At 64.4% G+C, this 15,269-nt stretch carries 10 protein-coding genes; all 10 read left to right on the top strand.

Annotation, left to right across the window (positions count from 1 at the left end; all coding sequences use genetic code 11):
* Positions 1-152 precede the first annotated feature (152 nt).
* The 10 genes from rpoB to rplW all read left to right on the top strand — a co-directional run bounded on the left by rpoB (position 153) and on the right by rplW (position 15,255).
* Positions 153-4,232: a DNA-directed RNA polymerase subunit beta gene (gene rpoB, locus NHL60_RS17465; protein WP_253446392.1), complete on the top strand. Its 4,080-nt coding sequence runs from the start codon at positions 153-155 to the stop codon at positions 4,230-4,232.
* A gap of 83 nt (positions 4,233-4,315) precedes the next feature.
* A complete protein-coding gene (gene rpoC / locus NHL60_RS17460) occupies positions 4,316-8,536 on the top strand; it encodes a DNA-directed RNA polymerase subunit beta' (protein WP_253446390.1) in 4,221 nt (1,406 codons plus the stop codon).
* Positions 8,537-8,696: 160 nt separating this feature from the next.
* A complete protein-coding gene (gene rpsL, locus NHL60_RS17455) occupies positions 8,697-9,071 on the top strand; it encodes a 30S ribosomal protein S12 (protein WP_110070664.1) in 375 nt (124 codons plus the stop codon).
* A gap of 131 nt (positions 9,072-9,202) precedes the next feature.
* Positions 9,203-9,673 carry a 30S ribosomal protein S7 gene (rpsG, locus tag NHL60_RS17450; RefSeq protein ID WP_253446388.1) on the top strand — a complete coding sequence of 157 codons (471 nt, stop codon included), beginning with the start codon at positions 9,203-9,205 and terminating at the stop codon, positions 9,671-9,673.
* A 48-nt stretch (positions 9,674-9,721) separates the two neighbouring features.
* Complete coding sequence (gene fusA, locus NHL60_RS17445) at positions 9,722-11,842, top strand: elongation factor G (RefSeq protein ID WP_253446384.1); 2,121 nt, start codon at positions 9,722-9,724, stop codon at positions 11,840-11,842.
* A gap of 29 nt (positions 11,843-11,871) precedes the next feature.
* On the top strand, positions 11,872-13,065 hold the full coding sequence (tuf, locus tag NHL60_RS17440) for an elongation factor Tu (RefSeq protein WP_253446380.1): 1,194 nt from the start codon (positions 11,872-11,874) through the stop codon (positions 13,063-13,065).
* A gap of 161 nt (positions 13,066-13,226) precedes the next feature.
* Positions 13,227-13,538 carry a 30S ribosomal protein S10 gene (gene rpsJ, locus NHL60_RS17435; RefSeq protein WP_045990862.1) on the top strand — a complete coding sequence of 104 codons (312 nt, stop codon included), beginning with the start codon at positions 13,227-13,229 and terminating at the stop codon, positions 13,536-13,538.
* A gap of 165 nt (positions 13,539-13,703) precedes the next feature.
* Positions 13,704-14,342: a 50S ribosomal protein L3 gene (gene rplC / locus NHL60_RS17430; RefSeq protein WP_253446377.1), complete on the top strand. Its 639-nt coding sequence runs from the start codon at positions 13,704-13,706 to the stop codon at positions 14,340-14,342.
* Between the two features lie 14 nt (positions 14,343-14,356).
* Positions 14,357-14,962, top strand: coding sequence for a 50S ribosomal protein L4 (gene rplD / locus NHL60_RS17425; protein ID WP_253446374.1), 606 nt, complete (start codon positions 14,357-14,359; stop codon positions 14,960-14,962).
* Positions 14,959-15,255: a 50S ribosomal protein L23 gene (gene rplW, locus NHL60_RS17420; RefSeq protein ID WP_110070670.1), complete on the top strand. Its 297-nt coding sequence runs from the start codon at positions 14,959-14,961 to the stop codon at positions 15,253-15,255. Before rplD ends, rplW begins: the two co-directional genes overlap by 4 nt.
* Positions 15,256-15,269 lie beyond the last annotated feature (14 nt).

Below are 15,269 nucleotides of genomic sequence, written 5' to 3'. Positions count from 1 at the left end.
ACTGGCCTCTGCGCAGAGCCGCAGAAACGCCAGCCGAATTCCGAAGGCGAGCGACCCCACGGCGCTTGCCTTCATCGCCTGACGGAGCCGCTCCCGTCGGGTGGCGCCGACCACGCATCGGTCACCCATGGTGAACAAGCTGGGGAATACAGATGGCTTACTCATACACTGAGAAAAAACGCATCCGCAAGGATTTCGGCAAACTGCCCCAAGTGATGGATGTGCCCTACCTGCTGGCGATCCAGCTTGATTCCTACTACGACTTCCTCCAGCAGGACCGTTCGCCCGAAGAGCGGATGGAGGTCGGCCTGCACGCCGCCTTCAAGTCCGTCTTCCCGATCGAGAGCTTCTCCGGCAACGCCGCCCTGGAGTACGTCAGCTACCGTTTCGGCACCCCGGCCTTCGACGTCAAGGAGTGCCAGCTGCGCGGTGTGACCTACTCGGCGCCGCTGCGTGTGAAGGTGCGCCTGATCATCTACGACAAGGAGTCGTCTAACAAGGCGATCAAGGACATCAAGGAGCAGGAAGTCTACATGGGGGAGATCCCCCTGATGACCGAGAACGGCACCTTCGTTGTCAATGGCACCGAGCGCGTCATCGTCTCCCAGCTGCACCGCTCCCCCGGCGTCTTCTTCGACCACGACAAGGGCAAGAGCCACTCCTCCGGCAAGCTGCTCTATTCGGCCCGCGTGATTCCCTACCGCGGCTCCTGGCTCGACTTCGAGTTCGACCCGAAGGACAGCGTCTTCGTGCGTATCGACCGTCGTCGCAAGCTGCCGGCGAGCGTGCTGCTGCGCGCGCTGGGCATGAGCGCCGAGGAGATCCTGGGTGAGTTCTTCGAGACCAGCGTCTTCCACGTCGAGAAGTCAGGCTTCTCCGTGGAGCTGGTGCCGTCGCGCCTGCGCGGTGAAACCGCCACCTTCGACATCAAGGACGCCGATGGCGCCGTGATCGTCGAGGAGGGGCGCCGCGTTACCCAGAAGCATATCCGCCAGCTGGAGAAGGCCGGCCTCGAGCGCCTCGAGGTGCCGATGGAGTACCTCTTCGGCAAGACCCTGGCCCATGACCAGGTCGACCCCAATACCGGCGAGCTGATCTGCCCCTGCAACACCGAGATCACCCCGGAGCTGCTCGAGAAGCTGGGCCAGGCGGGCGTGACCCGTCTCGAGACCCTCTACACCAACGATCTCGACTGCGGCCCCTTCATCTCCGACACCCTCAAGCTGGACACCACCGGTTCCCAGCTCGAGGCGCTGGTCGAGATCTACCGCATGATGCGCCCCGGCGAGCCGCCCACCAAGGAGGCTGCCGAGACGCTGTTCCACAACCTGTTCTTCACCGCGGACCGCTACGACCTCTCCGGCGTCGGTCGCATGAAGTTCAACCGCCGCCTGCGTCGCGACAGCGACACCGGCTCCGGCGTGCTTGACAAGGGCGACATCCTTGACGTGCTCAAGGAGCTGATCCACATCCGTAACGGCTTCGGCGAGGTGGACGACATCGACCACCTGGGCAACCGCCGCATCCGCTGCGTCGGCGAGATGGCCGAGAACCAGTTCCGCGTGGGCCTGGTGCGCGTCGAGCGCGCGGTCAAGGAGCGTCTCTCCATGGCCGAGAGCGAGGGCCTGATGCCCCAGGACCTGATCAACGCCAAGCCCGTCGCCGCGGCGGTCAAGGAGTTCTTCGGTTCCAGCCAGCTCTCCCAGTTCATGGACCAGAACAACCCGCTCTCCGAGGTCACCCACAAGCGCCGCGTCTCCGCGCTTGGCCCGGGTGGCCTGACCCGCGAGCGGGCCGGCTTCGAGGTGCGCGACGTTCACGCCACCCACTACGGCCGCCTCTGCCCGATCGAGACCCCGGAAGGTCCCAACATCGGCCTGATCAACTCCCTGGCCACCTACAGCCACACCAACAGCTACGGCTTCCTGGAGACGCCGTACCGCAAGGTGGTAGACAGCCAGGTGACCGACGAGGTGGTGCACCTCTCCGCCATCGAGGAGGGTGACTTCGTCATCGCCCAGGCCTCCGCCACCGTGGACGAGGCCGGCAAGCTGGCGGACGACCTGGTGCAGGTGCGTCACAAGGGCGAGACCACCTTCATGCGTCCCGAGCAGGTGACGCTGATGGACGTCTCCCCGCGTCAGGTGGTCTCCGTGGCCGCGGCGCTGATTCCCTTCCTCGAGCACGATGACGCCAACCGCGCCCTGATGGGGGCCAACATGCAGCGCCAGGCGGTGCCCACCCTGCGCGCCGACAAGCCGCTGGTCGGCACCGGCATGGAGCGCTTCGTGGCCCGCGACTCCGGCGTCTGCGCCGTGGCGCGCCGCGGCGGCGTCATCGACTCCGTGGATGCCAAGCGCATCGTGGTGCGGGTCAGCGAAGACGAGATCATCGGCGGCGAGGCCGGCGTCGATATCTACAACCTCACCAAGTACGTGCGCTCGAACCAGAACACCTGCCAGAACCAGCGTCCCATCGTGCGCCCCGGTGACCAGGTGGCGCGCGGCGACATCCTCGCCGATGGCCCCTCCGTGGACATGGGCGACCTGGCCCTGGGCCAGAACATGCGCATCGCCTTCATGCCCTGGAACGGCTACAACTTCGAGGACTCCATCCTGCTCTCCGAGCGGGTGGTCCAGGAGGATCGTTTCACCACCATCCACATCCAGGAGCTGACCTGCGTCTCCCGCGACACCAAGCTGGGGCCGGAGGAGATCACCTCCGATATCCCCAACGTGGGCGAGTCGGCGCTCTCCAAGCTGGATGAGGCGGGCGTGGTCTACATCGGTGCCGAAGTGGGGCCGGGTGACATCCTGGTCGGCAAGGTCACGCCCAAGGGCGAGACCCAGCTGACCCCGGAAGAGAAGCTGCTGCGCGCCATCTTCGGCGAGAAGGCCAGCGACGTTAAGGACACCTCCTTGCGTGCCCCCACCGGCATGCGCGGTACCGTCATCGACGTCCAGGTCTTCACCCGCGACGGCGTGGAGAAGGACTCCCGTGCGCTGGCCATCGAGCAGATGCAGCTCGACGAGGTGCGCAAGGATCTCCAGGAGACCTACCGTATCGCCGAGGATGCCACCTTCGAGCGTCTCAAGCGCACCCTGAACGGCGAGGTCGTCAACGGCGGTCCCAAGCTGAAGAAGGGCGACGTGCTCACCGAGAGCTATCTCGAGGAGCTGCCGCGCCAGCAGTGGTTCAAGCTGCGCCTGCAGGATGAGGCCCTCAACGAGCTGCTGGCCCAGGCCGACGAGCAGCTGGAGAATCGCCGCCGCGAGATGGACGAGCGCTTCGAGGACAAGAAGCGCAAGCTGACCCAGGGCGACGATCTGGCGCCGGGCGTGCTCAAGATCGTCAAGGTCTACATGGCGGTGAAGCGTCGCCTGCAGCCCGGCGACAAGATGGCCGGCCGTCACGGTAACAAGGGTGTCATCTCGGCGATCATGCCCATCGAAGACATGCCCTTCGACGACAACGGCGAGCCGGTGGACGTGGTCCTCAACCCGCTGGGCGTACCGTCGCGGATGAACGTCGGGCAGATCCTCGAGACCCACCTGGGCCTCGCCGCCTGGGGCCTGGGCCGCAAGATCGACGCCATGCTGCGCGATGCCCGCGAGCAGCAGGTGGCTCAGCTGCGCGACTTCCTGGGTCAGGTCTACAACTCCACCCCGGGTACCCGGGTCGAGGAGCTCGAGAGCCTCAGCGACGAGGAGGTGATCGCCCTGGCGAAGAACCTCAAGGCGGGCGTGCCGATGTCCACGCCGGTGTTCGACGGCGCCGAGGAGGGCGAGATCAAGCATCTGCTGCGACTCGCCGACCTGCCGGATTCGGGCCAGATGACCCTCTACGACGGCCGTACCGGCGACGCCTTCGACCGTCCGGTGACCGTCGGCTACATGTACATGCTCAAGCTCAACCACCTGGTGGACGACAAGATGCACGCCCGTTCCACCGGCTCCTACTCCCTGGTCACCCAGCAGCCGCTGGGCGGCAAGGCGCAGTTCGGTGGTCAGCGCTTCGGTGAGATGGAGGTGTGGGCCCTGGAAGCCTATGGCGCCGCCTACACCCTCCAGGAGATGCTCACCGTCAAGTCCGATGACGTGGAGGGTCGCACCAAGATGTACAAGAACATCGTGGATGGCGATCACACCATGCAGGCGGGCATGCCGGAATCCTTCAACGTGCTGGTGAAGGAAATCCGCTCGCTGGGCATCGACATCGAGCTCGAGAGCTGAGGCGGCCGACGCTTCACAGAATGACGGTCCGCGGGGGCGCAAGTCGCCCCCGCCCATGACAACTCCGCAGCGGAGCCGACCCCATGAAAGATTTGGTGAAAGTCCTCAAATCGCAGTCTCAGTCCGAAGAGTTCGACGCGATCAAGATTACCCTGGCGTCCCCGGACATGATCCGCTCCTGGTCCTACGGCGAGGTGAAGAAGCCGGAGACCATCAACTACCGGACCTTCAAGCCGGAGCGTGACGGCCTGTTCTGCGCCAAGATCTTTGGCCCGGTGAAGGACTACGAGTGCCTGTGCGGCAAGTACAAGCGGATGAAGCATCGCGGCATCATCTGCGAGAAGTGCGGCGTGGAGGTCACCAAGGCCGCCGTGCGCCGCGAGCGCATGGGCCATATCGAGCTGGCAAGCCCCGTCGCCCATATCTGGTTCCTCAAGTCGCTGCCGTCCCGCATCGGCATGTTCCTGGACATGACCCTGCGCGACATCGAGCGCGTGCTCTACTTCGAGAGCTTCGTGGTCATCGATCCGGGCATGACCACCCTCGAGCGCGGCCAGCTGCTCAATGACGAGCAGTACTTCGAGGCCCTCGAGGAGTTCGGTGACGACTTCGATGCCCGCATGGGCGCCGAGGCGGTTCAGGCGCTGCTCAAGGATATCGACCTCGGCGAGGAGATCGATCGCCTGCGCGAGGAGATCCCCCAGACCAACTCCGAGACCAAGATCAAGAAGCTCTCCAAGCGGCTCAAGCTGCTCGAGGCCTTCTACAACTCCGGCAACGCCCCGGCGTGGATGGTCATGGAGGTGCTGCCGGTGCTGCCGCCGGACCTGCGTCCGCTGGTCCCCCTGGATGGCGGCCGCTTCGCGACCTCCGACCTCAACGACCTCTACCGTCGTGTGATCAACCGCAACAACCGCCTCAAGCGGCTGCTCGACCTCAATGCGCCTGACATCATCGTGCGCAACGAGAAGCGCATGCTGCAGGAAGCGGTGGACGCCCTGCTGGATAACGGCCGTCGCGGCCGCGCCATCACCGGCTCCAACAAGCGCCCGCTGAAGTCCCTGGCCGACATGATCAAGGGCAAGCAGGGCCGCTTCCGTCAGAACCTGCTGGGCAAGCGCGTCGACTACTCCGGCCGCTCGGTCATCACCGTGGGCCCGACCCTGCGCCTGCATCAGTGCGGCCTGCCCAAGAAGATGGCCCTGGAGCTGTTCAAGCCGTTCATCTACTCCAAGCTGCAGTCGCTGGGCCATGCGTCCACGATCAAGGCCGCCAAGAAGATGGTCGAGCGCGAGCTGCCCGAGGTGTGGGACATCCTCGCCGACGTCATCCGCGAGCACCCGGTGCTGCTCAACCGCGCCCCGACCCTGCACCGCCTCGGCATCCAGGCCTTCGAGCCGCTGCTGATCGAGGGCAAGGCGATCCAGCTGCACCCGCTGGTGTGTGCCGCCTACAACGCCGACTTCGACGGTGACCAGATGGCGGTCCACGTGCCGCTGACCCTGGAAGCCCAGCTCGAGGCCCGGGCGCTGATGATGGCCACCAACAACGTGCTGTCGCCGGCTAACGGGGAGCCGATCATCGTGCCCTCCCAGGACGTGGTGCTGGGTCTTTATTACATGACCCGCGAGAAGATCAACGCCAAGGGCGAGGGCATGGTGTTCGCCAACCTCGACGAGGTGGAGCGCGCCTTCGGCACCCAGAACGTGGCGCTGCACGCCCGGGTCAAGGTGCGCCTGGACGAGGTGGATGTCGATGAGGAGAGCGGCGAGCGCAGCCATCACCGCCGCCTCTATGACACCACCGTGGGCCGTGCGCTGCTGTTCCGCATCCTGCCCGAGGGCGTGCCCTTCGCGTTGATCGACCAGCCGATGAAGAAGAAGGCGATCTCCGGCCTGCTCAACGAGGTCTATCGTCGCGCCGGCCTCAAGCCGACCGTCATCTTCGCCGACCAGCTGATGTACACCGGCTTCCGCCTGGCCACCTGGTCCGGCGCCTCCATCGGCGTCAACGACTTCGTCATCCCGGACGCCAAGGCCGAGATCATCGAGGCCGCCGAGGAGGAGGTGAAGGAGATCGAGGACCAGTTCTCCTCGGGCCTCGTCACCGCCGGCGAGAAGTACAACAAGGTGATCGACATCTGGTCCAAGGCCAACGACAAGGTGGCCAAGGCGATGATGGTCGGCATCTCCAAGGAGACCGTGGTCGACCGCGAGGGCAACGAGGTCGAGCAGGACTCCTTCAACAGCGTCTTCATCATGGCCGACTCCGGCGCCCGGGGTAGTGCCGCCCAGATTCGTCAGCTGGCGGGCATGCGCGGCCTGATGGCCAAGCCGGACGGCTCCATCATCGAGACGCCGATCATCGCCAACTTCCGTGAGGGCCTGAACGTACTCCAGTACTTCATCTCCACCCACGGCGCGCGTAAGGGTCTGGCGGATACGGCACTCAAGACGGCCAACTCCGGTTACCTGACCCGTCGCCTGGTGGACGTGGCCCAGGACATGGTGATCACCGAGACCGACTGTGGCACCGAGGAGGGTCTGACCCTGCACCCGGTCATCGAGGGCGGCGACATCATCGTCTCCCTGGCCCAGCGTGTGCTCGGCCGCGTGGTGGCTCAGGACGTCATCGACCCGGCAACCGAAGAGGTGCTGATCCCGCGCAACACCCTGCTCGACGAGAAGTGGTGTGCCGAGCTCGACACCATGGGCGTCGACGAGATCGTGGTGCGCAGCGCCATCAGCTGTCAGACCGCCCACGGCGTCTGCTCCGCCTGCTACGGTCGCGACCTGGCCCGCGGGCATCAGGTCAACATCGGTGAGGCGGTGGGCGTCATCGCGGCCCAGTCCATCGGCGAGCCGGGCACCCAGCTGACCATGCGGACCTTCCACATCGGCGGCGCGGCCTCCCGGGCCTCCGCAGTGGACAGCGTCCAGGTCAAGCACGGCGGCAAGGTGCGCCTGCACAACATCAAGTTCGTGGAGCGTGGCGACGGCAAGCTGGTGGTGGTCTCTCGCTCCAGCGCCCTGGCCGTTGCCGACGACCACGGCCGCGAGCGCGAGTACTACAAGCTGCCCTACGGGGCCGAGCTCTCCGTCAAGGAGGGGGATGCCGTGGAGGCCGGTCAGGCGGTGGCCAAGTGGGACCCCCACACCCACCCCATCGTGGCCGAGGCCGAGGGTACCGTGCAGTATGCGGAGATGGAGGAGGGTCTCACCATCCACCGTACCGTGGACGAGATGACCGGCCTCTCCTCCATCGAAGTGATCGAGGCGGCGGCACGGCCCATGGCCGGCCGCGACAAGCGCCCGATGATCCTGCTCAACGACGAGGCCGGCAAGCCGGTTACCGTGACCGGTTCCGATACCCCGGTGCAGTACCTGCTGCCCGGCAAGGCGATCGTCACCGCGGACAACGGCTCGCGGATCGGCGTCGGCGAGATCGTGGCGCGCATCCCGGTGGAGGCGTCCGGCAACAAAGACATCACCGGGGGTCTGCCCCGCGTGGCCGACCTCTTCGAGGCGCGCAAGCCGAAGGAGCCGGCCATCCTCGCCGAGATCAGCGGCGTGATCAGCTTCGGCAAGGAGACCAAGGGCAAGCGTCGCCTGACCATCACCCCCGAGGGCGGCGGCGACCCCTACGAGGCGCTGATCCCGAAGTGGCGCCAGATCGCGGTCTTCGAGGGCGAGAGCGTCGAGAAGGGCGAGGTGATCTCCGACGGCCCCAGCAACCCCCACGATATCCTGCGGCTGCTGGGCGTGGCGGAGCTGGCCAAGTACATCACCGCCGAGATCCAGGAGGTCTATCGCCTCCAGGGCGTGGGCATCAACGACAAGCACATCGAAGTGATCGTGCGTCAGATGCTGCGCAAGGTGGAGATCACCGACGCGGGTGATTCCGACTTCATCCCCGGCGACCAGGTCGAACTGGTGCGGGTGCTGGAGCAGAATGCTCGCCTCGAGAAGGCAGAGAAATTCCCGGCCAAGTACCAGCGGGTACTGCTGGGTATCACCAAGGCCAGCCTGGCCACCGAGTCGTTCATCTCCGCTGCCTCCTTCCAGGAGACCACGCGGGTGCTGACCGAGGCGGCGGTCACCGGCAAGCGCGACTACCTGCGCGGCCTGAAGGAGAACGTGGTGGTGGGTCGTCTGATCCCGGCCGGTACCGGCCTGACCCACCACGCGGAGCGTCGCCGTCGGCGCGAGGACACCGACCGCCTGCTGGCCCCGTCGGCCTACGACGTGGAGCAGGAGCTCGGCGCCCAGCTTACCGCGCTGGATTCCGGCGACGAGGAGCTCTGACCCGAGCGCTTAGGCGCGGCGGCTTTCCCCGCGGGGGAGGGCCGCCGCTCTTGACGGCAGCCGGTGTCAGCCATTAGAATGCGCAGCCTTTAACAGTGGGGCGGGTACGCCCGCACCCCTGGAAAAGGCCAAGGCAACCCATTGGAGTCAGCTACTACCCATGGCAACGATTAATCAGCTCGTGCGCAAGCCGCGCAAGCGCCCCGTCAGCAAGAGCGACGTGCCGGCGCTGCAGGCCTGTCCGCAGAAGCGCGGCGTCTGCACCCGCGTCTACACCACCACCCCGAAGAAGCCGAACTCGGCCCTGCGTAAGGTCTGCCGTGTGCGCCTGACCAACGGTTTCGAGGTCTCGTCCTACATCGGTGGTGAAGGCCACAACCTGCAGGAGCACTCCGTGGTCCTGATCCGCGGCGGCCGCGTCAAGGACCTTCCCGGTGTTCGCTACCACACCGTGCGTGGCGCCCTGGACACCTCCGGCGTGCAGAACCGTAAGCAGGGCCGTTCCAAGTACGGCGCCAAGCGTCCCAAGGCCTGATAGGTCTCGGTACACGCATTCATCCAGAATTGATATCGGTCTGATAAGAGTAAGGTCGAGCGTCGCGGGTTCGAGTCGAGCGTGCGGGAGTCTCGGGTTTACCTGAAGGACCCTTCAACAGAGGGCTTATCATGCCTAGAAGAAGAGTTGCGGCCAAGCGCGAGATCCTCCCGGATCCCAAGTTCGGAAGCGAGCGTCTGGCTAAGTTCATGAACCACCTGATGGTCAGCGGGAAGAAGTCCACAGCTGAGCGTATCGTCTACGGTGCGCTGGACAGGGTTGCCGAGCGCAGTAATGAAGACCCGCTGGAGATCTTCGACAAGGCGCTGGAAACCATCCAGCCCATGGTCGAGGTGAAGTCCCGCCGCGTCGGCGGTGCGACCTATCAGGTGCCGGTCGAGGTTCGCCCGTCCCGCCGTCAGGCGCTGGCCATGCGTTGGCTGGTGGATGCGGCTCGTCGTCGCGGCGAGAAGACCATGGTGCAGCGCCTCGCAGGCGAGATGCTCGATGCCGCCGAAGGCAAGGGCTCCGCGGTCAAGAAGCGTGAAGACGTGCACCGCATGGCGGAAGCCAACAAGGCTTTCTCGCACTATCGCTTCTGATAAGCGTAGCGCCAATCATCGCACCGCCAACCAACGGGGAGTTCCACCGTGGCTCGCAAGACTCCACTAAACCGCTACCGCAACCTGGGTATCGTCGCACACGTCGATGCCGGCAAGACCACCACGACCGAGCGCGTGCTGTTCTATACCGGTGTCAACCACAAGCTGGGCGAGACTCACGAAGGCGCCTCCACCACCGACTGGATGGAGCAGGAGCAGGAGCGGGGTATCACCATCACCTCCGCTGCCGTGACCACCTTCTGGAAGGGCATGAACCACCAGTTCGATGAGCACCGCATCAACATCATCGACACCCCTGGGCACGTCGACTTCACCATCGAGGTGGAGCGCTCCCTGCGGGTTCTCGACGGTGCTGTCGTGGTGCTGTGCGGCTCTTCCGGCGTTCAGCCGCAGACCGAGACCGTGTGGCGTCAGGCCAACAAGTACGAAGTGCCGCGCATGGTGTTCGTCAACAAGATGGACCGCACCGGTGCCGACTTCTTCATGGTCGTCGATCAGCTCAAGGATCGCCTGGGCGCCAACGCCGTGCCGATCCAGATCAACTGGGGCACCGAGGAGGAGTTCCAGGGCGTCATCGACCTGATCGAGATGAAGGCCATCAAGTGGAACGAGGCTGACCTCGGCACCACCTATGACCTCGTCGATATTCCGGCCGAGCTCCAGGAGACCGCTGCGGAGTACCGCGAGCAGATGGTCGAGGCCGCCGCCGAGGCGTCCGAGGAGCTGATGGACAAGTACCTGGAAGGCGGTGAGCTGACCAAGGAAGAGATCAAGGCCGGCCTGCGTCGTCGTACCCTCGACAACGAGATCGTCCTGGTCACCTGCGGCTCCGCGTTCAAGAACAAGGGCGTGCAGGCGGTGCTGGATGCGGTCATCGAGTACCTGCCGTCACCCACCGAGGTCAAGGCCATCGAGGGTGAGCTGGACGACAAGGACGGCACCGTGGCCACTCGCGAGGCGGACGACAACGCTCCCTTCGCTGCCCTGGCCTTCAAGATCGCCACCGACCCCTTCGTTGGTACCCTGACCTTCATCCGCGTCTACTCCGGCGTGCTGAAGTCCGGCGACAGCGTCTTCAACTCCGTGAAGATGAAGAAGGAGCGCGTCGGCCGTATCGTCCAGATGCACGCCAACTCCCGCGAGGAGATCAAGGAAGTGCGCGCCGGCGATATCGCCGCCTGTATCGGCATGAAGGACGTCACCACCGGTGATACCCTTTGCGACCAGGAAGACAAGATCATCCTGGAGCGCATGGAGTTTCCGGACCCCGTCATCTCCGTGGCCGTGGAGCCCAAGTCCAAGGCCGACCAGGAGAAGATGGGCGTGGCGCTGGGCAAGCTGGCCCAGGAGGATCCCTCCTTCCGCGTCAAGACCGACGAAGAGACCGGCCAGACCATCATCTCCGGCATGGGCGAGCTGCACCTGGACATCATCGTCGACCGCATGCGTCGCGAGTTCAAGGTCGAGGCCAACATCGGCAAGCCGCAGGTGGCCTACCGCGAGACCATTCGCGGCACGGTGGAGCAGGAAGGCAAGTTCGTGCGCCAGTCCGGCGGTCGCGGCCAGTACGGCCACGTCTGGCTGCGCATCGAGCCGCTCACCAAGGAAGACAAGGGCGAAGATGAAGAGATGAGCTTCAAATTCGCCTCCGAGATCGTCGGCGGCGTGGTTCCCAAGGAATACGTGCCGGCCGTCGAGAAAGGGGCCTACGAGCAGCTGCAGAACGGTGTCATCGCGGGCTACCCGATGATCGACGTCAAGGTTACGCTGTACGATGGTTCCTACCACGACGTGGACTCCAACGAGACCGCGTTCAAGGTCGCCTCTTCCATGGCGATCAAAGAAGGTGCCAAGAAGGCCAAGGCCGTGCTGCTGGAGCCGGTGATGAAGGTCGAGGTCGTGACCCCCGAGGACTACATGGGTGACGTCATGGGCGACCTGAACCGCCGTCGCGGCCTTGTTTCGGGCATGGATGACTCCTCCATGGGCAAGATCATCCGCGCTCGGGTTCCGTTGGCTGAGATGTTCGGTTACGCGACCGATCTGCGTTCTCAGACCCAGGGCCGCGCAAGCTACGTCATGGAGTTTGCGGATTACGAAGAGGCGCCGTCCAGCGTCGTTGAAGCCGTCATCAACCAAAACGGTTAACCGTTAGCTAACGTAAAGAGGTTATAGCAGTGGCTAAGGAAAAATTTGAGCGTTCCAAACCGCACGTCAACGTCGGCACCATCGGTCACGTCGACCACGGCAAGACCACTCTGACTGCGGCCCTGACCCGCGTCTCCGCCGAGGTTTTCGGTGGTGACTGGCGCGAGTTCGACACCATCGACAACGCCCCGGAAGAGCGTGAGCGCGGTATCACCATCGCCACCTCTCACGTGGAGTACCAGTCCGAGCAGCGTCACTACGCTCACGTCGACTGCCCCGGTCACGCCGACTACGTCAAGAACATGATCACCGGTGCTGCCCAGATGGACGGCGCTATCCTGGTCTGTTCCGCCGCTGACGGCCCCATGCCGCAGACCCGCGAGCACATCCTGCTGTCCCGTCAGGTTGGCGTTCCGTACATCGTCGTGTTCCTGAACAAGGCCGACATGGTCGACGACGAGGAGCTGCTCGAGCTGGTCGAGATGGAAGTTCGCGAGCTGCTGAACGAGTACGACTTCCCGGGCGACGACACTCCGATCATCACCGGTTCTGCCCTGATGGCGCTGAACGGTGAGGACGAGAACGGCATGGGCACCACCGCCGTTGCCAACCTGATCAAGGCCCTGGACGAGTACATTCCGGAGCCGGAGCGCGCTATCGACCAGCCGTTCCTGATGCCGATCGAGGACGTCTTCTCCATCTCCGGCCGCGGCACCGTGGTGACCGGTCGTATCGAGCGCGGCATCGTCAAGGCCGGCGAAGAGATCGAGATCGTCGGTATCCGTGACACCACCAAGACCACCGTTACCGGTGTCGAGATGTTCCGCAAGCTGCTCGACGAAGGTCGTGCCGGTGAGAACGTCGGCGCCCTGCTGCGCGGCACCAAGCGTGACGAGGTCGAGCGTGGTCAGGTTCTGGCCAAGCCGGGCACCATCAACCCGCACACCGTGTTCGAGGCTGAGGTGTACGTGCTGTCCAAGGAAGAGGGTGGTCGTCACACTCCCTTCTTCAAGGGCTACCGTCCGCAGTTCTACTTCCGTACCACTGATGTCACCGGTACCTGTGAGCTGCCGGAAGGCGTCGAGATGGTCATGCCGGGCGACAACGTCAAGATGGTTGTCACCCTGATCGCCCCGATCGCCATGGACGAAGGCCTGCGCTTCGCCATCCGTGAAGGCGGCCGCACCGTCGGCGCCGGCGTCGTGGCCAAGATCGTCCAGTAAGCTTCGGCTGAATGGCGATCGAAGGGGGCTCCGTCAGGGGCCCCCTTTCTGCGCACCGCGGAGAGTGTTTGACACTCTTCCGCGGCGCACCTATAATGCGCATCCTTTGAATGCGTGGGTAGACGGCTCGCGCCGTCGAGATCCATTGGAGTTAAGGGCTAATGCAGAACCAGAAGATTCGCATTCGGTTGAAGGCCTTCGACCATCGCCTGATCGACCAGTCCGCCGCGGAGATCGTAGAGACCGCCAAGCGTACCGGCGCTCAGGTTCGTGGTCCGATCCCTCTGCCGACCAATCGCGAGCGGTACACCGTGCTGGTCTCGCCGCACGTCAACAAGGACGCGCGCGACCAGTACGAGATTCGTACCCACAAGCGTGTGCTCGACATCGTCGAGCCCACGGAAAAGACCGTCGATGCCCTGATGAAGCTCGATCTCGCCGCTGGCGTGGACGTGCAGATCAAGCTCGACTGATATTTCCACACTAGACACTCGCGGCCCAGCGCTCGTCGCCTCTTTCGAAGAGCTTGGATGAGCAGCAGCCGCCGCGCCGTGAGGCGCCATACAACGTGCTAGTGGAATGCTCTGGAAAGGGCAGCCATAGCGGGTGATAGCCCCGTACACTATAGGAGACTGAGTATGACTATCGGTTTGGTCGGTAAGAAGGCCGGGATGACCCGCGTCTTTGCCGAAGATGGCGCATCCGTGCCCGTAACCGTGATCGAGGTTGAGCCCAACCGCATCACTCGCGTCAAGACCGTCGAGTCCGACGGCTACGCCGCGGTTCAGGTGACAACCGGCTCCCGCAAGGCCAAGCACCTCACCAAGTCCCAGGCGGGTCAGTTCGCCAAGGCGGGTGTCGAGGCCGGTCGTTCGCTGATGGAGTTCCGTCTTGAAGAAGGCGATGAGGCTCCGGAAGTGGGCGGCGAATTCACCGTATCCCTCTTCGAAGCTGGTCAGAAGATCGACGTGACCGGCACCTCCAAGGGCAAGGGTTTCCAGGGCGCCGTCAAGCGCTGGAACTTCCGTACCCAGGACAACAGCCACGGTAACTCCCTGTCCCACCGTGCGCCGGGCTCCATCGGCATGTGCCAGACCCCGGGTCGCGTGTTCAAGGGCAAGAAGATGGCTGGTCAGATGGGCAGCGTTCGTTGCACCGTCCAGAGCCTCGAAGTCGTGCGCGTAGACGCCGAACGCAACCTGCTGCTGGTCAAGGGCGCCGTGCCCGGTGCCACCGGTAGTGACGTCATCGTGCGCAGCGCCGTGAAAGCAGGCTGAAGGGGAATACACCGATGAATCTGAATCTTGCTGCCGGCGCCGGCACCGTCGAAGTGTCCGACGTCACCTTTGGCAAAGAATTCAACGAAGCGCTCGTGCATCAGGTCGTCACCGCCTATCTGGCCGGTGGTCGCCAGGGCACCCGCGCCCAGAAGAACCGTTCCGACGTGCGTGGCGGCGGCAAGAAGCCGTGGCGCCAGAAGGGCACCGGCCGCGCTCGTGCCGGTACCATCCGCTCTCCGCTGTGGCGCAGCGGCGGCGTGACCTTTGCGGCGCGTCCCCAGGACCACAGCCAGAAGGTCAACCGCAAGATGTACCGTGCGGCGATGCGCTCGATCCTCTCCGAGCTGGTTCGCCAGGAGCGTCTGGTGGCCGTCGAGGAGATCACCGTCGAGGCACCCAAGACCAAGCAGCTGGTCGCCAAGCTCGAAGAGCTGGGCCTGGAGAAGGTGCTGATCGTCACCGAAGAGGTCGACGAGAAGCTCTACCTGGCCGCCCGCAACATCCCCAACGTGGATGTGGTGGACGTGGCCGCCGCTGACCCGGTGAGCCTGGTCGCCTTCGACAAGGTGCTGGTCACCGTCTCCGCCCTGCGCAAATTCGAGGAGAAGCTGGCATGAACCAGGAGCGTGTATTCAAGGTCCTGCTGGGTCCGCACGTGACCGAGAAGGCCGCCATGGCTGCCGAACGCAACCAGTACGTGTTCAAGGTGGCCAGCGACGCGACCAAGCCCGAGATCAAGAAGGCCGTCGAGGCTCTGTTCGGCAAGAAGGTCGACCGCGTTCAGACGCTGAACGTCAAGGGCAAGACCAAGCGCACCGCGCACGGTCTGGGTCATCGCAAGGGTTACCGCAAGGCCTACGTTACGCTGGCCGCCGGTGAGACCCTTGAAGACTTCTCTGGCGCCGAATAAGGGCAGGAGTACGG

The organism is Halomonas sp. Y3, from assembly GCF_024137965.1.
GTDB classification, from domain to species: Bacteria; Pseudomonadota; Gammaproteobacteria; order Pseudomonadales; family Halomonadaceae; genus Halomonas; species Halomonas mongoliensis.
Note: the sequence above shows the minus strand (reverse complement) of the source record. Positions and strands in the feature narration are given on the sequence as shown.